The 17131-nt window shown below is 59.1% G+C and carries 21 protein-coding genes and 1 pseudogene; 11 read left to right on the top strand and 11 right to left on the bottom strand.

The annotated features are described in order from the left end of the window. Positions 1–208 precede the first annotated feature (208 nt). Both AC0QTX_RS25800 and AC0QTX_RS25795 read right to left on the bottom strand, forming a co-directional pair. Positions 209–1114 carry a dihydrodipicolinate synthase family protein gene (locus tag AC0QTX_RS25800; RefSeq protein ID WP_474606658.1) on the bottom strand — a complete coding sequence of 302 codons (906 nt, stop codon included), beginning with the start codon at positions 1112–1114 and terminating at the stop codon, positions 209–211. Between the two features lie 20 nt (positions 1115–1134). Next, positions 1135–1959, bottom strand: coding sequence for an IclR family transcriptional regulator (locus tag AC0QTX_RS25795; protein WP_474606657.1), 825 nt, complete (start codon positions 1957–1959; stop codon positions 1135–1137). 155 nt (positions 1960–2114) lie between these two features. On the opposite strand from AC0QTX_RS25795, the gene AC0QTX_RS25790 reads away from it, so the two are divergent. The 6 genes from AC0QTX_RS25790 (at position 2115) to AC0QTX_RS25765 (ending at position 8054) form a co-directional block, all read left to right on the top strand. Then, the gene (locus AC0QTX_RS25790; RefSeq protein WP_474606656.1) at positions 2115–3077 is read left to right on the top strand and encodes a PfkB family carbohydrate kinase; all 963 of its coding nucleotides are present in this window, start codon (positions 2115–2117) and stop codon (positions 3075–3077) included. A gap of 64 nt (positions 3078–3141) precedes the next feature. Then, positions 3142–4104 carry a tripartite tricarboxylate transporter substrate binding protein gene (locus AC0QTX_RS25785; protein ID WP_474606655.1) on the top strand — a complete coding sequence of 321 codons (963 nt, stop codon included), beginning with the start codon at positions 3142–3144 and terminating at the stop codon, positions 4102–4104. 24 nt (positions 4105–4128) lie between these two features. Further along, the gene (locus AC0QTX_RS25780; RefSeq protein WP_474606654.1) at positions 4129–4623 is read left to right on the top strand and encodes a tripartite tricarboxylate transporter TctB family protein; all 495 of its coding nucleotides are present in this window, start codon (positions 4129–4131) and stop codon (positions 4621–4623) included. A 7-nt stretch (positions 4624–4630) separates the two neighbouring features. Beyond that, positions 4631–6178 carry a tripartite tricarboxylate transporter permease gene (locus AC0QTX_RS25775; RefSeq protein WP_474606653.1) on the top strand — a complete coding sequence of 516 codons (1548 nt, stop codon included), beginning with the start codon at positions 4631–4633 and terminating at the stop codon, positions 6176–6178. A 39-nt stretch (positions 6179–6217) separates the two neighbouring features. Then, positions 6218–7276 carry a tagatose 1,6-diphosphate aldolase gene (locus AC0QTX_RS25770; RefSeq protein WP_474606652.1) on the top strand — a complete coding sequence of 353 codons (1059 nt, stop codon included), beginning with the start codon at positions 6218–6220 and terminating at the stop codon, positions 7274–7276. Positions 7277–7289: 13 nt separating this feature from the next. Then, positions 7290–8054: an SDR family NAD(P)-dependent oxidoreductase gene (locus tag AC0QTX_RS25765; RefSeq protein WP_474606651.1), complete on the top strand. Its 765-nt coding sequence runs from the start codon at positions 7290–7292 to the stop codon at positions 8052–8054. 470 nt (positions 8055–8524) lie between these two features. On the opposite strand, the gene AC0QTX_RS25760 is transcribed toward AC0QTX_RS25765, so the two are convergent. Continuing rightward, on the bottom strand, positions 8525–9226 hold the full coding sequence (locus tag AC0QTX_RS25760) for an IS6 family transposase (RefSeq protein ID WP_474606650.1): 702 nt from the start codon (positions 9224–9226) through the stop codon (positions 8525–8527). Positions 9227–9492: 266 nt separating this feature from the next. Between AC0QTX_RS25760 and AC0QTX_RS25755 the strand changes: the two genes are divergently transcribed. After that, complete coding sequence (locus tag AC0QTX_RS25755) at positions 9493–9951, top strand: sigma factor-like helix-turn-helix DNA-binding protein (RefSeq protein WP_474606649.1); 459 nt, start codon at positions 9493–9495, stop codon at positions 9949–9951. Positions 9952–9978: 27 nt separating this feature from the next. Here AC0QTX_RS25755 and AC0QTX_RS25750 read toward each other — a convergent pair whose 3' ends face one another. The 5 genes from AC0QTX_RS25750 to AC0QTX_RS25730 form a co-directional block, all read right to left on the bottom strand. Then, positions 9979–10770 carry a restriction endonuclease gene (locus AC0QTX_RS25750; RefSeq protein ID WP_474606648.1) on the bottom strand — a complete coding sequence of 264 codons (792 nt, stop codon included), beginning with the start codon at positions 10768–10770 and terminating at the stop codon, positions 9979–9981. Between the two features lie 124 nt (positions 10771–10894). Beyond that, on the bottom strand, positions 10895–11122 hold the full coding sequence (locus tag AC0QTX_RS25745; RefSeq protein WP_474606647.1) for a hypothetical protein: 228 nt from the start codon (positions 11120–11122) through the stop codon (positions 10895–10897). Positions 11123–11214: 92 nt separating this feature from the next. Next, on the bottom strand, positions 11215–11517 hold the full coding sequence (locus AC0QTX_RS25740; RefSeq protein ID WP_474606646.1) for a hypothetical protein: 303 nt from the start codon (positions 11515–11517) through the stop codon (positions 11215–11217). A gap of 98 nt (positions 11518–11615) precedes the next feature. Next, positions 11616–11825: a cold-shock protein gene (locus tag AC0QTX_RS25735; protein WP_036356235.1), complete on the bottom strand. Its 210-nt coding sequence runs from the start codon at positions 11823–11825 to the stop codon at positions 11616–11618. A 127-nt stretch (positions 11826–11952) separates the two neighbouring features. After that, positions 11953–12195 carry an AAA family ATPase gene (locus AC0QTX_RS25730; protein WP_474606645.1) on the bottom strand — a complete coding sequence of 81 codons (243 nt, stop codon included), beginning with the start codon at positions 12193–12195 and terminating at the stop codon, positions 11953–11955. Positions 12196–12281: 86 nt separating this feature from the next. On the opposite strand from AC0QTX_RS25730, the gene AC0QTX_RS25725 reads away from it, so the two are divergent. Continuing rightward, positions 12282–12998 carry an IS6 family transposase gene (locus tag AC0QTX_RS25725; protein ID WP_474606644.1) on the top strand — a complete coding sequence of 239 codons (717 nt, stop codon included), beginning with the start codon at positions 12282–12284 and terminating at the stop codon, positions 12996–12998. Between the two features lie 53 nt (positions 12999–13051). Further along, positions 13052–13171: pseudogene (locus AC0QTX_RS25720) on the top strand (IS5-like element ISMex42 family transposase); the annotation flags it as partial. A 24-nt stretch (positions 13172–13195) separates the two neighbouring features. On the opposite strand, the gene AC0QTX_RS25715 reads toward AC0QTX_RS25720, so the two are convergent. Continuing rightward, the gene (locus tag AC0QTX_RS25715; protein WP_474606643.1) at positions 13196–13636 is read right to left on the bottom strand and encodes an acetyltransferase; all 441 of its coding nucleotides are present in this window, start codon (positions 13634–13636) and stop codon (positions 13196–13198) included. Between the two features lie 725 nt (positions 13637–14361). Between AC0QTX_RS25715 and AC0QTX_RS25710 the strand changes: the two genes are divergently transcribed. Together AC0QTX_RS25710 and AC0QTX_RS25705 are read left to right on the top strand one after the other, a co-directional pair. Next, positions 14362–14847, top strand: a complete 486-nt coding sequence (locus tag AC0QTX_RS25710) for an isochorismatase family protein (protein ID WP_474606642.1) — start codon at positions 14362–14364, stop codon at positions 14845–14847. A gap of 196 nt (positions 14848–15043) precedes the next feature. Then, the gene (locus AC0QTX_RS25705) at positions 15044–15784 is read left to right on the top strand and encodes a class I SAM-dependent methyltransferase (RefSeq protein ID WP_474606641.1); all 741 of its coding nucleotides are present in this window, start codon (positions 15044–15046) and stop codon (positions 15782–15784) included. Positions 15785–16040: 256 nt separating this feature from the next. Here AC0QTX_RS25705 and AC0QTX_RS25700 read toward each other — a convergent pair whose 3' ends face one another. Both AC0QTX_RS25700 and AC0QTX_RS25695 read right to left on the bottom strand, forming a co-directional pair. Next, positions 16041–16616, bottom strand: coding sequence for a recombinase family protein (locus tag AC0QTX_RS25700; RefSeq protein WP_474606640.1), 576 nt, complete (start codon positions 16614–16616; stop codon positions 16041–16043). Between the two features lie 185 nt (positions 16617–16801). Continuing rightward, the coding region (locus tag AC0QTX_RS25695; protein WP_474606639.1) for a hypothetical protein at positions 16802–17131 on the bottom strand (330 nt) is incomplete at its 5' end.

Genomic DNA, 17131 nt, shown 5'->3' with positions numbered 1-17131 from the left:
ACCTCAGACCTGACCTCAATAAAGCAAGCTTCAGCGCTGTCCCAGCCCGTCTCGATGCCGACTTTGTCAACGCAATCGGGCAACAAGCGGACCTGCGAACGGCTGACCTTGGAGCCCTTTTGATAGTTTGTAGCTTTTCCAGCTATAGGGCGGGAGCTTCGTACTCAAGAAGAAGCAGATTCCTGACATGCAGCTCCGGCTTCCAACGTCATGGTAATTCGAGAGATGTTTCCCGCAGGCCCCGGAGGGCGTGGCTGAGGGCAGCTACATCCCCTGGTGCTGCGGCTTCCATGGGAGCTCGGGGCCAAGAGGTCTTCAACCCCTGAAGCCTTTGAGCCGCTTTGACACGTGCAGGGAGATTGGGGCCTGTCAGGGCAGCCCAGAAGTCCGATAGCCGCAGTTGGAGAGCGAATGCCTCAGCAGTTCGGCCATCCTTGACGGCGCGCCACAAACGGACGCTCTCATTCGGTACCGCACATGCAATCGCCGCGATGGAGCCTGCAATCCCGAAATCGTAGCAACTCTTAAGCGACCCATCGAGAGCACCGAACACCCGTTGGGGACCTACCGAGCGGGTGAGATCCGCGAACACGTCCATGTCACGGTCACTCTGCTTAACGGCAATGACCTGAGGAACCTCTTGCATGATGCGCAGAGCAAGCTTGGGCGTCACCTTCGCCCAAGGGATCACGTTGTAGATGATTAGGGGAACTCTGGTGGTTTCGGCAATGGCGCGGTAGAAACTGACGAGACCATCCTCCGACGGCGAGAAAATGTAGTGAGGCGGGGCAACCTGGAGGGCTGCGATCGGCAGGCCTTGAAGCATCGTCGCGCGCGAGACTGCGCTTCGCGTGCTGTCGGCGATGATGCTGGCCAGAATCGGAATTCGTCCGGCTGCGACCTCGACGGTGCTCCGTGTCAAAAGCAGGAGTTCGTCAGGCTCGAGCGTAAAGCCTTCGCCCGTGCTACCTCCGACGACCAGCCCGTCAACCTCCTGTGCAAGCATCCACTCGATCTGCTCGCTGAATGCATCATGGTCGATTGCGCCGCTCTCATCGAAAGGCGTCGCTAGGGGAACAATCACGCCGTGAAGATCGCTAGGCGTCGTCATCATGTCCTCTGCCAGTCTAAGAATTACGCAGCACCGTAGCCAAGTTGGCGCGAAAGCTGATTAGCTGTTGCAACCACGTATTCGGCTATCTCCGGCACACGCGTATGAGTGACTCGCTCTTTCGGACCCGTCACGCTCACGGCTGCGAACACGCGACCCGCGGCGTTGTAGATCGGCGCAGCAACGCACCGGACTGCCGGTTGATGCTCCCCTTCGTCAATGGCATAGCCCCGTTCGCGAACGGCGCGGAGTTCATTGCGAAGGACGTCGGGATCCGTGATCGTCGTGGGTGTGTAAGGAACGAGCCCGTTACGAATGACCTTCTCAATCACCACTTCGTCCTGAAAGGCGAGGGTGGCCTTGCCCACGCCTGTGCAGTACGAGGGTGAAATCGAAAGCGTGGTCGTCCAGTTCACAGAGAGCGCTCCCGGCTCGCGGTGCTCGATGATCACCATGTTGGTGCCGTCGAAGACGCACAGATGAGCGCTTTCGCCACTGATGGCCATAAGACGTTCGACGAACGGACGGGCCTCGCGGTTGATATCGAGGTTCGCCAGAACGATGCTGCCGAGCTCGAACAGGCGGATCCCCATCCGGTATCTGTCGCGCTCCCTGTCCTGCTCCAGCAGCTTCGCCTCGCGCAGGCTCGTCACGAGTCGGTGGACCGTCGTCTTCGGCATTCCGCAGCGGGCTGAAATTTCGCTCAAGGTCAGCGCGCGGTCATAGCGGGAAAAGCAGTCGAGAACGGCCATGAGCTTCTGCATCGATTTCAAAGAGCCGCGCTGATCCTGGGTCTCGGAAGATGCTTCCTGTCGTTGTGGCGCGATGCCGCGCGCAGGCTTGTTCATAAACAGAACCTCATCCCGTGAAGATTTTGAAATCTCGTACCACAAATTACTTGGGCTCGACACCATTTTCGGAATTGACATCCGGAATACGGAACGGCGTAATGGAACCCAGTTCCGGTATATGGAACGACAATCCGAAACTCAATGGGAGGTGGATGTTGCCAGGACGGGTTCTTTGCGTCGGCGTCGCCGTTCTCGATAACATCTTTGCCATTGAGGCTTTTCCCCCTGAGCCGACGAAGGTATTCGCGCGCGACTTTATCCAGGTGGGAGGCGGTCCTGCGGCCAATGCAGCAGTCACCGTCAGCCGCCTCGGTGGCAAGGCAAGCCTCTGGGCTCGCGTCGGTGACGATCAGGTCGGTGCGCGAATCATCACGGAAATCCAGGAATACAGTGTGGATGTGAGCCACATGAGGCGCATCCCCGGCCGCAGATCCGGCGTCTCGGCGGTCATGGTCGACCGCAACGGCGAGCGTCTCATCACAGCCTTCGCCGACCGGGAGCTTGATACGGATTCCTCTTGGCTGCCGCTGGACAGGATTCGGGAGTTCGATGTGGTTCTGGGCGACGTGCGGTGGCCCGCGGCGTCGGAGCGGGCATTGCGTGCGGCATCCGAGCAGGGCGTCAAGACGGTTCTGGATGCCGACCTCACCACTGATGACGCAGTCGAGCGGCTGATCCATCTCGTCGACTATGCAGTGTTTTCAGCGCCCGCACTCAAGCGTCTGTCCGGCGAGGAGGCGTTTGAGACCGGCCTCAAACGCGCGCAGGAGCGCACGGAGGGTATGGTAGGCGTCACGCTGGGCTCACGCGGCTTCGCATGGCTCGCAGATGGCCAACTGCGTCAGACGCCGTCCTACCCGGTGGATGCCGTTGATACGCTTGCCGCCGGCGACGTCTTCCATGGAGCATTTGCGCTCGGCATCGCGGAGAACCTCGCGCTGGAAGAAACCGCTCGTTTCGCGGCGGCTGCCGCCGCCCTGAAATGCACCCGCTGGGGTGGTCGCGCTGGAATTCCGAACCGCTCGGAGCTGGACACATTTCTCAGCGCTCAATTTGGCGCAGGCAACAATAACAAGGGGAGAACGATCAACACTCTCATGAACCCGGCTCATTGACGTCAAACCTTAGATTAAAGCCATCCGCACGAAAGCGGAGGTGCAAGACGAAGTGGAGGAAAAGATGAAACTGACACGTAGATTTCTGATCGCAGCTGCCGCCGCCCTGACCCTCACGACACCCGCCCTGGCGCAATATCCCGAGCGTCCGATCACGCTGATCGTGCCATGGGCCGCTGGCGGCGGCACCGACGCGACGGCTCGCATAGTTGCATCCCTGCTCGAGCAGGAACTCGGAAAGCCCGTGAACGTTGTCAACCGGACGGGCGGCGGCGGCATCGTCGGGCACACCGAGATCGCGAATGCCAAGCCCGATGGTTACACGCTCGGCGTGATCACGACAGAGCTGTCGCTCTACCATTGGATGGGCACGTCGCCCGTCGATTATCGCAGCTACACTCCGATTGCGCTCTACAACACCGATCCCCAGAGCATCAATGTGCGGCCCGATGGCGCGAAGGATCTCAAGGAACTGCTTGAGCAGGCCAAGGCAAAGTCGGGCACGTTCAAGGCATCCGGCGCCAATCGCGGCGGCGCCCCCCATCTGGCGGTGGCGGGTCTTCTGAAGGCGTCGAACCTGCCCGTCGACAGCATTCCGTGGGTTCCCACCGACGGCATCACTCCTTCGCTTCAGCTGCTCACATCCAAGGCTATCGACGTTGTGGCCACCACTCTGCCTGAGGTTCAATCCATGGTGGATGCGGGTGAGGTGAAGACGATCGCCATCATGCGCGCCGAGCGCGATCCCGCTTTCCCGAACGTGCCTACCGTTAAGGAGGCTACCGGCGTCGACTGGTATCTGTCCTCGTGGCGTGGCGTCGCCACTCCGAAGGGCCTGCCTGACGATATCGCCAAGCGTCTCTCCGATGCGATGGCGAAAGTTGTCCAGAAGCCGGAGTTCAAGTCGTTCATGACGGCACGCAAGTTCGGCCAGGATTACGCAGGTCGCGAGGACTTTGCGAAGTTCCTCGCGGATGCCGACGAACGCTTCGGAACGGCCATCAAAGCAGCCGGATTGGGCAAGTAATACAGGCAAAAGGCAGGCGGCATCATGAGGAAGACCGAGTTCTTCGCAGGAATCATTCTGTCTGTGCTGGGGGGAGGTATCATACTTGGGGCGGCACAGTTCCCGGTGATCCCCGGTCAGGATTACGGGCCGGCGTTCTTCCCGACCATCATCGGCATTGGCTTGCTCCTCAGTGGTGTCGCCTACACATTCAATGCGCTGCGGCAGCCCGAGCCTGCCATAGAGCCCGTATTCGGAACTGTGGACGACGGGAGCGACGAAGCTCCCGCCGCCCGTCCTTACTATGCAGCCTTTGCGTGGCTTGTGGTGGGTTTTGCTCTGATCATCCGTCTCTGGGAAACCGTCGGTTTCATCGTGCTGGTGTCGATTTTCCTGACCGGGTTCCTGGTGCTGCTCAATGTGGCGCTCTGGCGCGCAGCGCTTCTGGCAGTCATCGCCACCGTGGCTGTCTATCTGCTCTTCATCCTACTTTTAATGGTTCCGCTTCCGGCAGGAATCCTGGCGAACCTGGGATTGTGAGGCTGCAATGCAGACGATCTTCGAAGCCTTCCGGCTGATTGCCGATCCTCAGGTCATCCTGACCGTTGTCCTAGCATCCTTTTTCGGGCTGTTCGTCGGTGCCGTGCCCGGCCTCACAGCTACCATGGCGACGGCGCTGCTGGTTCCGATGACCTTCTTCATGGACCCGCTTTCCTCGGTGGCGGCCATTGTGGCCTGTACGGCGATGGCGATCACCGCAGGCGACATTCCCGGGTGCCTCCTGCGCATTCCCGGAACGCCTGCCTCGGCGGCCTACACTGATGAAACCTACATGATGACGAAGAAGGGACTTGGCGCTCAGGCGCTTGGATCCAGTCTAGTCTCATCGGTAATCGGCGGTCTGTTCGGCGCCATCGTGCTGATTTTCGCCGCACCTTCCCTGGCGCGTGTCGCCCTCAACTTTTCGAGCTTCGAATATTTCTGGCTTGCAGCCATCGGCCTCACCTGCGCCGCGCTCGTCAGTTCCTCTGGCTATCTTCCGGGCATCATTTCCCTGTTCATCGGCCTTGCGATCTCGACGGTGGGCATGGACGTCATCAGCGGTTCCCCGCGTTTTACCTTCGGCGTGGTTGATCTGATGGGAGGCATCAGTTTCGTCCCGGCGATGATCGGCATGTTCGCCCTGTCGGAGATCCTGCACAGTCTTGTCTATGGCACCGCGCGCCATCGTTTCGCTAAGCCTCAGAATGTAACTGGCATCTTCAGCGGGATCATGCCGCTGATCTCGAAGTACCGCACCAATGTCGCTCGCGGCTCCATCATCGGTACCCTCATCGGCATCTTGCCCGGCGCGGGCGGCGACATCGCGGCATGGATCACCTATGCGACCGCGCGCCGTTTCTCTAAGGAGCCGGAGAAGTTTGGCACAGGTCACCCGGAGGGCGTCATCGAGGCCGGAGCCGCGAACAATGCGGGCCTCAGCGGTGCGTGGGTTCCGGCGCTGGTGTTCGGCGTTCCGGGCGATGCGGTCACAGCTATTGCGGTCGGCGTGCTCTACATGAAGGGTCTCAATCCGGGCCCGAGACTCTTCGAAACGCAAGGGGCGATGCTCTACGCAGTGTTCATGATCTTCCTGATCGCGAACCTGGCGCTCCTGCCTCTCGGCTGGCTCGCCATCCGCACCGCAAGCCGCATCCTGACCGTGCCTCGACCCCAGCTCATGGCGGTCATCCTTCTGAGCTGCGTTGTAGGCTCATTCGCGATCAACAACGCGGTGTTCGACATCATCGTCATGGTAGCGTTCGGCCTGATCGCCTTCGCCCTGTCGGAGGCCCGAATCCCGATCGCCCCCATCATCCTTGGTATCGTGCTCGGCCCCATGCTCGAACAGAACTTCCTCACCTCCATGACCATCGCGGACGGGAACCTGCTGGCGTTCTTCGAGCGTCCCATCGCAGCTGTGCTCGGGGTTGCCGCACTTCTCTTCTGGTCACTGCCCTTGGTGGGGTTCGTTCTCAGAATGATCCGCAGGCCACGCCCGCAATCTCCGGAGCTCAAGCAGGCTCAGGAGATAGGGCACACCACTTCCTTCTAACCAGCACCACTCATCATGACTCGAGAAAGGACTATCGTAATGCAGATCTCTGCCGGAAAGCTGCGAGGACTTCGGCGGCTGTCGGATCCTCAGGGGCGGTTCAAGATGGTTGCCGTCGACCAGCGTCCTCCCATGCTCAAAGCCATTGGCGAGAAGATCGCGCCGCGCCAAGTCGGATATGAGGATGTGGCCCCTGTGAAGGCGATGCTCGCCCGAGCCCTGACACCCATGGGCTCGGCCGTGCTGATCGACCCCGATTATGGTTTCAGTCTCGCCGTCAGCGACATTCCAGCGGATCGTGGATTGCTTATCACCCTTGAGGATTTTCGCTTCGAGGATACGCCGGGCGGACGCAAGACGCGTCTTCCGGCAGGCTGGGACGTGGCCAAGATCAAACGCATGGGTGCGGATGGCGTGAAGCTTCTCCTGTGGTACCGGCCCGATTGCAGCCCCGATGTGGTAGCGCATCAGCAGGCGCTCGTGCGCTCGGTGGGAGAGGCATGCGCTCAATACGACATCGCCTTCCTTCTGGAGCTTCTCGTCTATCCGTTCCAGGGCGCTGCAAACCACACGACGGATTACATCGAAAACAAGGAGAAGTATCCGGAGCTCGTGCTCCAGAGCCTGCGCGATTTTGCTGATCCTTCCTTCGGCGTGGATATCTACAAGCTCGAAAGCCCTGTCCCTGCTGATGCCCTGCCCAATCCCGACGAGGAGACCGATGAGGTCCGCAAGGCGCAGGAATGGTTCAACAAGATCGGCGACATCATCGATCGCCCTTGGGTGATGCTGAGCGCCGGAGCGGGAATGGAGCAGTTCCGCCGCGTGCTCGCCTTCGCTTACCGCGCCGGCGCGAACGGTTATCTCGCCGGTCGCGCGATCTGGTGGAAGGCCTTCGGCGCCTATCCTGATCTGGCGGCCATGGAACTGGGGCTTCAGGAGGAATCCGCCCGGTACATGGATGAGATCAACCGCCTGACCGACCAGCTAGCCCGCCCCTGGGCTCGAGCACCTGCCATGGCGAAGGGCGTTGAACTGGAAAATGCCGGACACACCTTCCCGAGCCTCTATGCGGGCTTCGGCTCGCAAGCAGCCTAAGAGAGAGACGATAATGCTCAGCGATCTTCAAAACAAGCGCGTCCTCATCACAGGGTCCAGCACGGGTATCGGTGCCGCGGTAGCCCAGGGCTTTACCAAGCTCGGGGCACGTGTTGCCGTTCACTACAATTCCAGCGCCGCGGAAGCTGAAGCCGTGGTCACCGCCATCCGTGAGAGGGGCGGCGAGGCCCAGATGGTGAGGGGTGACGTGTCCAGCAGCGCCGCTGCGAAGGCAGTCGTGGACGAAGCGGCGACCCTGCTTGGCGGGCTCGATGTGCTCATCAACAATGCAGGAGCTATGGTGAAGCGCGCGCCTCTCATGGAGGTGGACGACGAGCTTTACGATCAGGTGCTCGACATCAACGTGCGCTCCGTAGTCATGGCCTCTAAGGCGGCGGTGCCGCACTTCCGGCAGGCTGGGGCGGGAGCCATCGTAAATACGAGCTCTATCGCGGCCCGCAACGGCGGCGGCCCCGGCGCCGGGCTCTATGCAGGTGCCAAGGCTTTCGTCGGCAACATCACCCGCAACATGGCGAAGGAGCTCGCAGGCGACAACATCCGCGTGAACGCCGTCTCGCCGGGCGTGATCATGACACCGTTCCACCAGCGATTCTCCAGTCCGGATTGGCTGGAGAACATGCGCAAGACGATTCCGCTTGCCCGGATCGGCGATCCGGAGGACTGCGTGGGCGTCTATCTCTTCCTGTCGTCGCAAGCCATGAGCGGCTACATCAATGGCCAGACCATTGAGGTGAACGGCGGTCAGTACATGCCTTAATGGAAGCGTGAGCTGCCGGAGGAGAACTTACGGCAGCTCCATTTAACCGAAGTGATGCATCTGCAACCCCGCATGCGGTGCAGGTATGCCCCTTTGCGAGGAGTTCGCAGTAGCCTAACGTTCAAAGCAGCCTCTGAAAGAGAGCTGAGCCCTAGGCTTCTATGGGGCTCTTCACAGGAACTGATATGGGCAGCGGCTATCCGCCGAACGCCGCATAACGTCAAGCTTAACGCTCCATCTTCTCGATCCCCTGCTTGGAAGGACCGTTGCTGTGCCCTCGTACGCCAGCCCGCTTCGGCCTGAGGAATGAAATTCTGCTTTCGCGCGCAGAGCAGACGGTAGAGGGCCGCTTCGGGCTACCGCTTTTGACCGAGGCCGTGTCAAAACGCAGACGTCACCCTACGGGCTCACGCCTGGGGCTTGTCACGTTGTGAAGGGACGCTGAGATGAGATCTGCCACATATGTCCCGTTATGCCGCGGCACCCGCAGCTTCGCGCCACGCGGCGAACGCCTCGACTCGCAGGAGCCGGTGCGTTCGGGCGGTGGTGAGATAGCGAGGAACGGTGAACGTGTTGTAGGTCGCTGCATGCATTGATAGGAGCCGCTGGGCCGAGCCGGGTGACTTGAACCCCTGCAGCTTCCACTCTCGTCGTCGTACCGGCACGTGCGAACTCTCCGCTCGGTTGTTGGCCCGATTGGCCTGGATGTGAGCAGCCCTCTGAATCTTCAGGTCTCGAAGCGCAGCCGCATACGCGGGGCACTTGTCTGTGATCCATTCGGTTGGGGCTGTGCCATGCTTCTTCAGGAATTTGCGGATGAGCTTCAGGGCGGCTTGCTTGTTCCGCTTGGCTTGAACCAGCACCTCAAGAATCTCACCTTCACAATCGACGGCGCGCCAGAGATACATCTGCTTGCCACCAATCCGGACGAACATTTCGTCCAAGTGCCAGCGGCTGTGCGGCTTCGCCCGCCGCGCCCGCAGCCGGCGTGCGATTGCCGGCCCGAAGGTGAGCACCCAGCGCCGGATGGTCTCGTAGGACACCTCGACCCCGCGCTCGGCCAGGAGCTCCTCGACATCGCGATAGCTGAGGGTGAAGCGCAGATAGAGCCAGATCGCACGCTGAATGATGTCACTCGGAAAGCGGTAGCCGGAGTAGCACGGTGAGGTCATGCAAATAGTTAAGCCGCTGCAATCCGGTCAGCAAGCTAGGAACGTGACAAGCCCGCTTCGGGCATTGACAGAACAAATCAACAACCAGTTTGAGGCCCGGGCTTGAAAAACACGAATCATGGACTCTATTCTGTTTCGGGTCACCGTAATTCGGCTGACCTCCACCGGTAGCCGTGCGGGGCTGTCGGCTTGTCACCTCTTCGTCGTTCAAAAGTCAGTCTGAGCCGGTGTAGTTGCATCGGGGCAGGAGTTCAGGAGTCTCTCTTTTGGCTACGCTGAAGCAGTTTGAAGAAGCCCTGCGCGTCCAAGGCATGCATATGGCCTTGGCCATCCTGGAAAAGATCCGCAAGGAGGAGAAGAAGACGCGGTCGATCACGCCGGCTCGTCGGGTAGCCGGGCGGAAGATGACACCGGAACTCGCACGCAAGATCCTTGAACTCCACACCACGACCGATATGACCCAGCAGGAGATCGCATTCCAGCTTGGGATCAACCAGGGTCGCGTGAATGAAGTGGTCAAGCGCGGGAAGTGGCTGACCGAGGATCCGCAGTCTGAGGAAGCACAGGCCCGCGACAAGGCAAAAGCTCGGATGAAGCGGATGCAGTCGGAAGATACACCGATCACCCGAAAGCAGCCTGTCGCCGCAGGTGTCGAGGACGGCCCAAAGAAGCCGAGCCCTAAGCCGCGCAACACCGCACAGCTGTCGATTGAGGACTTTCTATAAGCCACAAGCGCTGAATGGAATCTTGTATCAACGGGAGCCTGCGCCGCTGGTGACGATCAGCTCGAGCCGCTCCAGATCGGTATGGTGCATCAGCAGCACGCCGTTTTTGTGCGCGAGCTGGTGCGCGGATTTCGTGTAGACTGAGTTTGTGACCACCACAGCGTAAGGAGCATCCTGGAAGGCTGCGGCAGCGTACGCTTCCTGAACGGCCTTGTTGCCGACGGCGCCGTTGTAGAACTTGCACTGGATTACCACTCGCCTGTCATCCTTCTCCGCGATGATGTCTGCTCCCTGGTCGCCCGATCCAGGCGTGAGGGCTGCTTGCCAACCTGCTTCCTGCAGGATGTCACGGCAGTAGAGCTCGAATTCCCTGCCAGTCATCGTCTCGTCGAATTCGTCCGCCATTTCTGCGGGCTGGTACCGGTCGATGATCCGGTTGATCCGCGTCCTCAGGCGGGCAACGTAGCGCTTTGGGTCCTTAGCGAGGAGGTGGTCGACCTTCCTGCGCTGGAACTCCGGCAGGAGCGTTTTCTTGATGAAGGTGTTGAGGTGCTTGTCCCATGTCTCCTCAGACACATTCCCGTATTCGTCTGGCGAGAGCATATGGGCGCGTTTGGTTGCCAGCGTCCGGATATGCTTGATCGCGGCCCGGTCCGTCAGATCATATACCAGCAGAAGCGAGTGAACCTTCGTCAGGCGCAAGAACAGAAGCAACGCGAGCCCGGCCCAGGCGGCAATGGGGTTTAGATAGAAGCCCACGCCGAACAGGAGCAGCAGCACAGCGCTGAACGCCTTATGCCTCCAGAGGTAACGAAACATTCTCCTTCCCGCGCCGGATACCCGTCCTCACTATGATCACCAACTGTCTTCGATAGCTGAGCGCGGTTACCGGCGGCTTCGCACCAATCTAAAACTCAGGGAACTCACAGGAATATTTCGGCTGCTACTGTTTAGTGATGCGCGTGCGGTCGAGGATTTGACCAGCGAACTCGCGCAACTCCTCCGCTGTGCTTGTCTCATCCCTCTGGATAACGAAGAGCCCAGTATGCAAGAGGATCATCAACTCCCGAGCTCGTTGTGCTTCGCCGTCGGCAGCTGGCATGACTTCAGCCATCTTGGCTCTCATGATAGCGGCATCGCGATCCAGGATGTCCATAAGACGGGTGGTCACTGCGTCTCCTTCCATTACCGAGTCTGAGGGCCTGACCGGTACAAATAGTTCTTCTCGTCTGAATGAGAACAGTCGAGGGCTGGAGGGTCCAATCACTCAGGCTTGATGCCGAGCGCAATGCAGTAGCCGTAATACGCATGTTCCCCTGCTTTATGGTAGATTTCCGCGATCTCCATTTTCTTGCGGCGGTCGAGGGCAAAGCGGGAGCCGGTGCGTTGGAGGCGGAGATAGGCCATCGGGCAGGCGTCGAGTTTGACGGTCTGCTGAAGGCGAGGGAACTCCTCGGTTGACATCTCTTCTGAATAGCCGTCATGGCCCATAAACATCACGAACACCTTTCGGTGTTCGTTGATGAACCGCTCATCGCTGAGGAACTTTGGGGTCGAAGCTGCCATACTGAGGAATCTCCATTAGGTCAGGCGTAACAAAAAAGCCGCCCCAATACCGGAGCGGCTCATCGTAAAGGCGGAAGGTTCCGCGAATGTGTGAGGTCTTAGACTTGCTGCAGGTTGGTCGCGGATTCTTTTCCCGAGCGACGATCCTGCTCAATCTCGTAGGAGATCTTCTGCCCATCCTGCAGGCTGCGAAGGCCTGCGCGCTCCACCGCTGAAATATGAACGAATACGTCCTTGCCGCCATTGTCCGGCTGAATGAAGCCGTATCCCTTGGTTTCATTGAACCACTTTACTGTGCCAGTCGCCATTCTCGTCCCTAGTCCCTAGTCGTTTCCTCTAGCGGAACGTCATGTTCCGCCCTCCGGTGACAGGTCCGTCACGCGAAGGAGGCTAGTTGGGCAGGGGAACCGTGGCAATAAAGAGGCGAAAACAGCATTAACTTTCCTTCGGATGCCGGGGTTGCTCCCGGCCAGTGACTTCGGACCAGTATTGGTCGGCGCGCCCCTCGAAGGTATTCGGCCCTCTGCTGTCACTCTGATAGAACTGACCAAGTGCGATGCCGGGAGCGTATTCCTGCTCCACCCATCCTCTCGCATCGTCGTGAGGGAAAACGTATCCGCCATAACCATGAAGCGTCTTGGCACTGGCATAATGTGTATCGCGCAGATGCAACGGCACTGGGATGGCAGGCGCTGAGGTTCTGTTGCAGCTTTGAGGTTCGCTCCGCCGGGTATACGACAGGAGAGTGTTGAGAGGGGCTGAGGGTGAACCAAGATAACAAGAACCTGTTCAAGGGTCGGCAGTTCACGGCGGAGATCATTCTGTGGGCGGTCCGCTGGTACCTGCAGTTCCCGATCAGCTATCGTGATCTTGAGTGCATGCTCTCGGATCGGGGTGTGCAGGTAGACCACACCACCCTCTTTCGCTGGATTCAGACTTATGCTCCCGAACTCGATAAGCGCGTCCGCCCGCACCTGCGGATGACGAATGGCTCCTGGCGGGTGGACGAAACATACCTCCGAGTGAAGGGCGAATGGGTGTACCTGTACCGTGCTGTTGATGCAGCCGGGCAGACCATTGATTTCTTGCTCTCACCCAAGCGGGATGCGGCTGCCGCCAAGCGCTTCTTCCGGAAAGCCCTGAAGCAGTCACATACAGTCAATCCGCGGACCATCACGGTCGACAAGAATGCAGCCTATCCTATTGCGGCGAAAGCCATGAAGCGGGACGGAGAACTCTGGCGCTTTGCCAAACTCCGGCAGGTGAAGCTCTTGAATAACATCGTGGAGCAGGATCACCGGCGCATTAAGCGTCTGGCTCGCCCTGGACTGGGCTTCAAGAGCTTCGTGACTGCCACGCAGACGATATCCGGCTATGAGGCCATAGCGATGATCCGCAAGGGACAGGTCGTCGGTGTGCTACCCAATAACATGGGCGCTCAGCGCGGCTTCATTGCCACCCTGTTCGGTACAGCCGCGTAACCAGCGTCCTTGTCTGCCCTCCGCTTGACTTATGTCAGGAGTTGCAACGGAACCAGCGGCTCTGGGCGAGCCTGAAGGAGTGGCGGGCTGTTACAACCCGCTACGAGAAGACGGCCTCATCGTTCATGGGCATCCTCTGCCTCGCCGCCGCTCTCGATTGGCTCAAGACCTAACAGACCCTAGAAGACAGCGGAGTCTTAAGCCACCATCTTCATGTGTATGAGCGGGTAAGGGCGACCTGTGCCGTCCAATTCAGAGCGGCTGATCTCTTTGAACCCCATCCTCTGATAAAAGGCGCGTGCTCCTTCGTTCTGCTCGTTGACGTCAACGGCCAGGCCATCCTCCTGGCCACGGGCGTGCTCAACGAGCAGACGTCCAATTCCCCTGCCATGTTGATCAGGGGCGACGAAGAGAGCATCGATCATCGGCCCTGTCATGCCCATGAAGGCAACAGGCACGTCTGAGGCATCAACGACGACCCAGAACCGGCCATGGGGCAGGTAGTCGTTACGAACTATGTTGGAAAAGAACTCAAAATCAGGCTCGCTCAGGAAGTTATGGGTCGCCTGCACAGCGGTACACCAGATGTTGAACATAATTTTGATGTCGTCGGGACGTGATGGACGAATGGTCAGCATTCAGTGCGCTCCATAGGTGCAAGTCCATAGGCGATCAAACCGAGGTTCCACTGGCAACCCCATTCAGGCTTCGATATCGTTGTGTTGTAAAAAGTCCAGAACCGTTTCGCGGCACTTCTGCCAGTCCGCTTCCATGGAGCCGTAGAACGCATGCTCGGCCTGCGGGAGATGCAGCACGTGAAGGTTGCTGCCTGTGCCCCAAGATGCAGGGGGACGAGCGGCATCCCGGCCGCGGCAAACCGTAAGGGTTGGAATAGGCATCCTGTTCGGGTCCTCATCTCTCAGGCGTGTCGAGGAGACACAAACGAGGCGCTGCAACTGAAGACCACACAGAACGCTTTTCCAGAGGACAGCTCCACCGGAGCTGTAACCCAGACCGATGTACGAGTGGATAGCGTGATCAAAGTGTTAGGATTCTGCGATCGGAGAGCCCAGGCGGTTCAACGTAGGTCCATAAGTGTGGATTGTGCGGGAGTGTAGCTTGCTGGTGACAGCCCACGTCGCTTTTCTCAAGCCACCATCAAAGGCGAATGTCCGTACTGGGTCGAAACGCGATGAACCGTGCCTCACAAGAACGTCCGGTGTTCCCCGCGTGAGCTGAAATTCGATCTACTTCGCAGACGTGCCATGACCGGACGAAATGCTCATTCTACGCTGCACCGCTATAGCGGAAGCTCCAGGAGGTCTGGGATGGAACAGTGGTATAATCTCCGCTAATACACCTCATGAAACAAGCACTCCTCATTGTCGACGTCCAACCGTGCTTCAACCCGCCCGAGTGGCAGGTGGAAGGGATATCCCGGCTCGCTCCGACCATGCACTCGGTAGCGACAGTCGAGAGGCACGACGAGGCAGTGACCCCGTTCGAGCGGCAGCTTGGGTGGAAGCCTGCCCCCGCGGACGAGCCGCTGGTCCAAACCGACAAGGTATTCGTCAAGCATGGCTACCTCCCGCCATCCGAGCTCATCGGATACCTCAAATCCATGAGCTTCGAGCGTGTCTTGGTTTGCGGCATCCAAGCCGATACCTGCTGCCTTGCCGCCGGCTTCATGCTGTTCGACGCTGGACTTCATCCCACGATGCTCAAGTGGCTGACCGTCGGTTCGTCCCTGGACCGCTCTGCCGGCTTAGGCGCGAAGCTGTGGGAGCACCATTTCGGGGCCACCAGCGTGCTCCATAGCGCCGACCAGTTGCGGAGCGGCGTGGTATAAGACGCCGGTGCCAACGCCTTGACTTTCGATATGAGTAGGCTGGTCAACGCTCGGGAACGCCACTCGGGAACGCGCCTGAAGATTGCACAGAGAACACGCCTTCCACGATCTCTAGGAATAGCTTCTAAGCCACAAAGTCGGTACATCCGAGGGCATCTTCTGCTTCGGGATCACCTAGACAGGACGGAGTTGGCCGATGGACGAGCCATTGCTGGACCGCGCGCACTGGACACGAGTAGCTGCGGAGTGGACCGCTTGGGCACGCTCACCCAAGCACGATGCCTTCTGGGCTTATCGCGAGGCTCTCGTTGCATTTCTCGGCGAGGGTAACGGGAAGACACTGGAGGTCGGATGCGGCGAAGGGCGTATCTCCCGCGAGCTGAAGGCACTTGGATACCGCGTCACCGCAGCAGACACTGTCGCTGAGCTCGTTGAAGCGGCCCGGCAAGCGGACTCGGCACATGACTATGCGGTTGCAGATGCTCGCGATCTACCATTCGAAGACAGCAGCTTTGATCAGGTGGTCGCCTATAACGTCTTGATGGACGTCGAGGATGTACCCGCGTCACTGCGGGAGATCCGAAGGGTGATGCGCCCGCACGGACAGCTATTCATCTCGATTGTCCATCCTTTCCGTGACCGAGGGAACTTCGCCAATGCTCAGCCTGATGCTCCATTCGTGCTTGAGGGTAGCTACTTTGGACGTCAACGCTTTGATGGGGTCGAGGAGCGCGGCGGCTTGCGAATGCATTTTGCCGGGTGGTCGCAGCCTTTGGAGGCTTACGCGGCCGCCTTGGAAGCAGCTGGGTTAGCGATCACCTCCATTCGTGAACCAATCCCAAATCACAGTGAGGGCCAAGAGCATCTCAAGCAATGGACGCGTGTGCCAATGTTTCTCTGGTTGAAGGCACGTCCACTTGGTCCTGGGACGGGCTGATCTACGCCGTCAGTCTATCCGGTCCCCTCAACGGTTGATGACGGGAACTGCGGTAGGTAGCCCCGATGGTAGGAACAGGCTGCGTAACCAGGCGAGCGAGCCACCGAAGGTCCGCACCGGGTCAAACTGGGAAATAGAGCAGAGATTCTAAAGGTCTGCTCCCCACCAGCTTTCGGACATTCTTAGGCATCCAGATGATGGAGTTTCAACCCGATTCTTAGCTTGGAGCTCTTGGCCAAGGAGACTGACGTCCTGCTCACCTCGTTTCGGTCATGTTGTCTGCCTTATGCCAATTTCCTAGGATCCGATACACCTGCATACGTGAGCAACCGAGTGCTTTAGCGATTGCCGCTGGGCCATGGCCCCTGCCGTGCAGGGCTAAAACTTTTTCGTGGTCCAAACGCCGCTTACCGCCCTTGTAAGTCCCCCCGGCTTTAGCCTGCTCAATGCCGTCCCGCTGCCGTTCCTTGATAAACCGGCGCTCCATCTGAGCGACCATACCAAGCACAGTTAGCACGATATGGCCCATCTCTCCTCGGGTTGAAACATGGGGGTCGAGTACGGTTACGAAGGCTTCCTTTTGCTCGCATTCGTGGATCAGGTTGAGGACGTCGCGGGTGTCTCTGCCAAGGCGATCAAGGCGCGTGACGACAAGCTCATCGCCGGGGCGCAGGAAGTCGAGGATCGTGGCCAGTTCGAGGCGGCCATTGCGGCTGGACCCCGACACCTTTTCGGATCGGATCACTTGGCATCCCTCAGCTTTGAGCTTCGCAAGCTGGGTATCGAGGTCTTGGTCGGTAGTGCTGACACGGGCGTAACCGATGCGGGCCATGCTGTAACCTCAGGGTTTAAGCCCAACGGTAGCAGCGTCACAAATAGCCCTGTCAATCCAAATGTTACATGATATCTTCGCTGCCGTGTGACGTCACCTCAGGGTATACCTGACAGTGACATACGTATGCTGGTCAAATCGCATCTGATGCCAACCAGGAGTTCTGTGTGCTCGAACGATGGCTGTCAGTGATGGTGCTTTAGCTCAACGTAGCTTCCGTAGCCGTCGCGTTGGGGCATACGGTCAATTGCCTCTAGCATTTCGCGCTTCACGATTTCGTCCCTTTGTTCAGCCTCGCTAACAGCGAGATCAGCCGAAAGGTCGATCAGGCTCGTGATTCCATCGATGACAGCCTTTGCGCGAATTAGAACGGTCATCACAAGAAGAATAATTGCGAAGTTCAATACAGGTGCGAGTTTCAGGTAAGCTCCACCCGTCCCTAGTGGTTTCCGCCTGACAGAAGAGTCCGATTGAGGATTCCCTTTGAGCCGTGTACATGCAAGGCTGGGGCATGC

Source organism: Microvirga sp. jy35 (assembly GCF_056148915.1).
The sequence above is the reverse complement of the archived record's forward strand: the minus strand, read 5'-3'. Positions and strand labels throughout refer to the sequence as shown.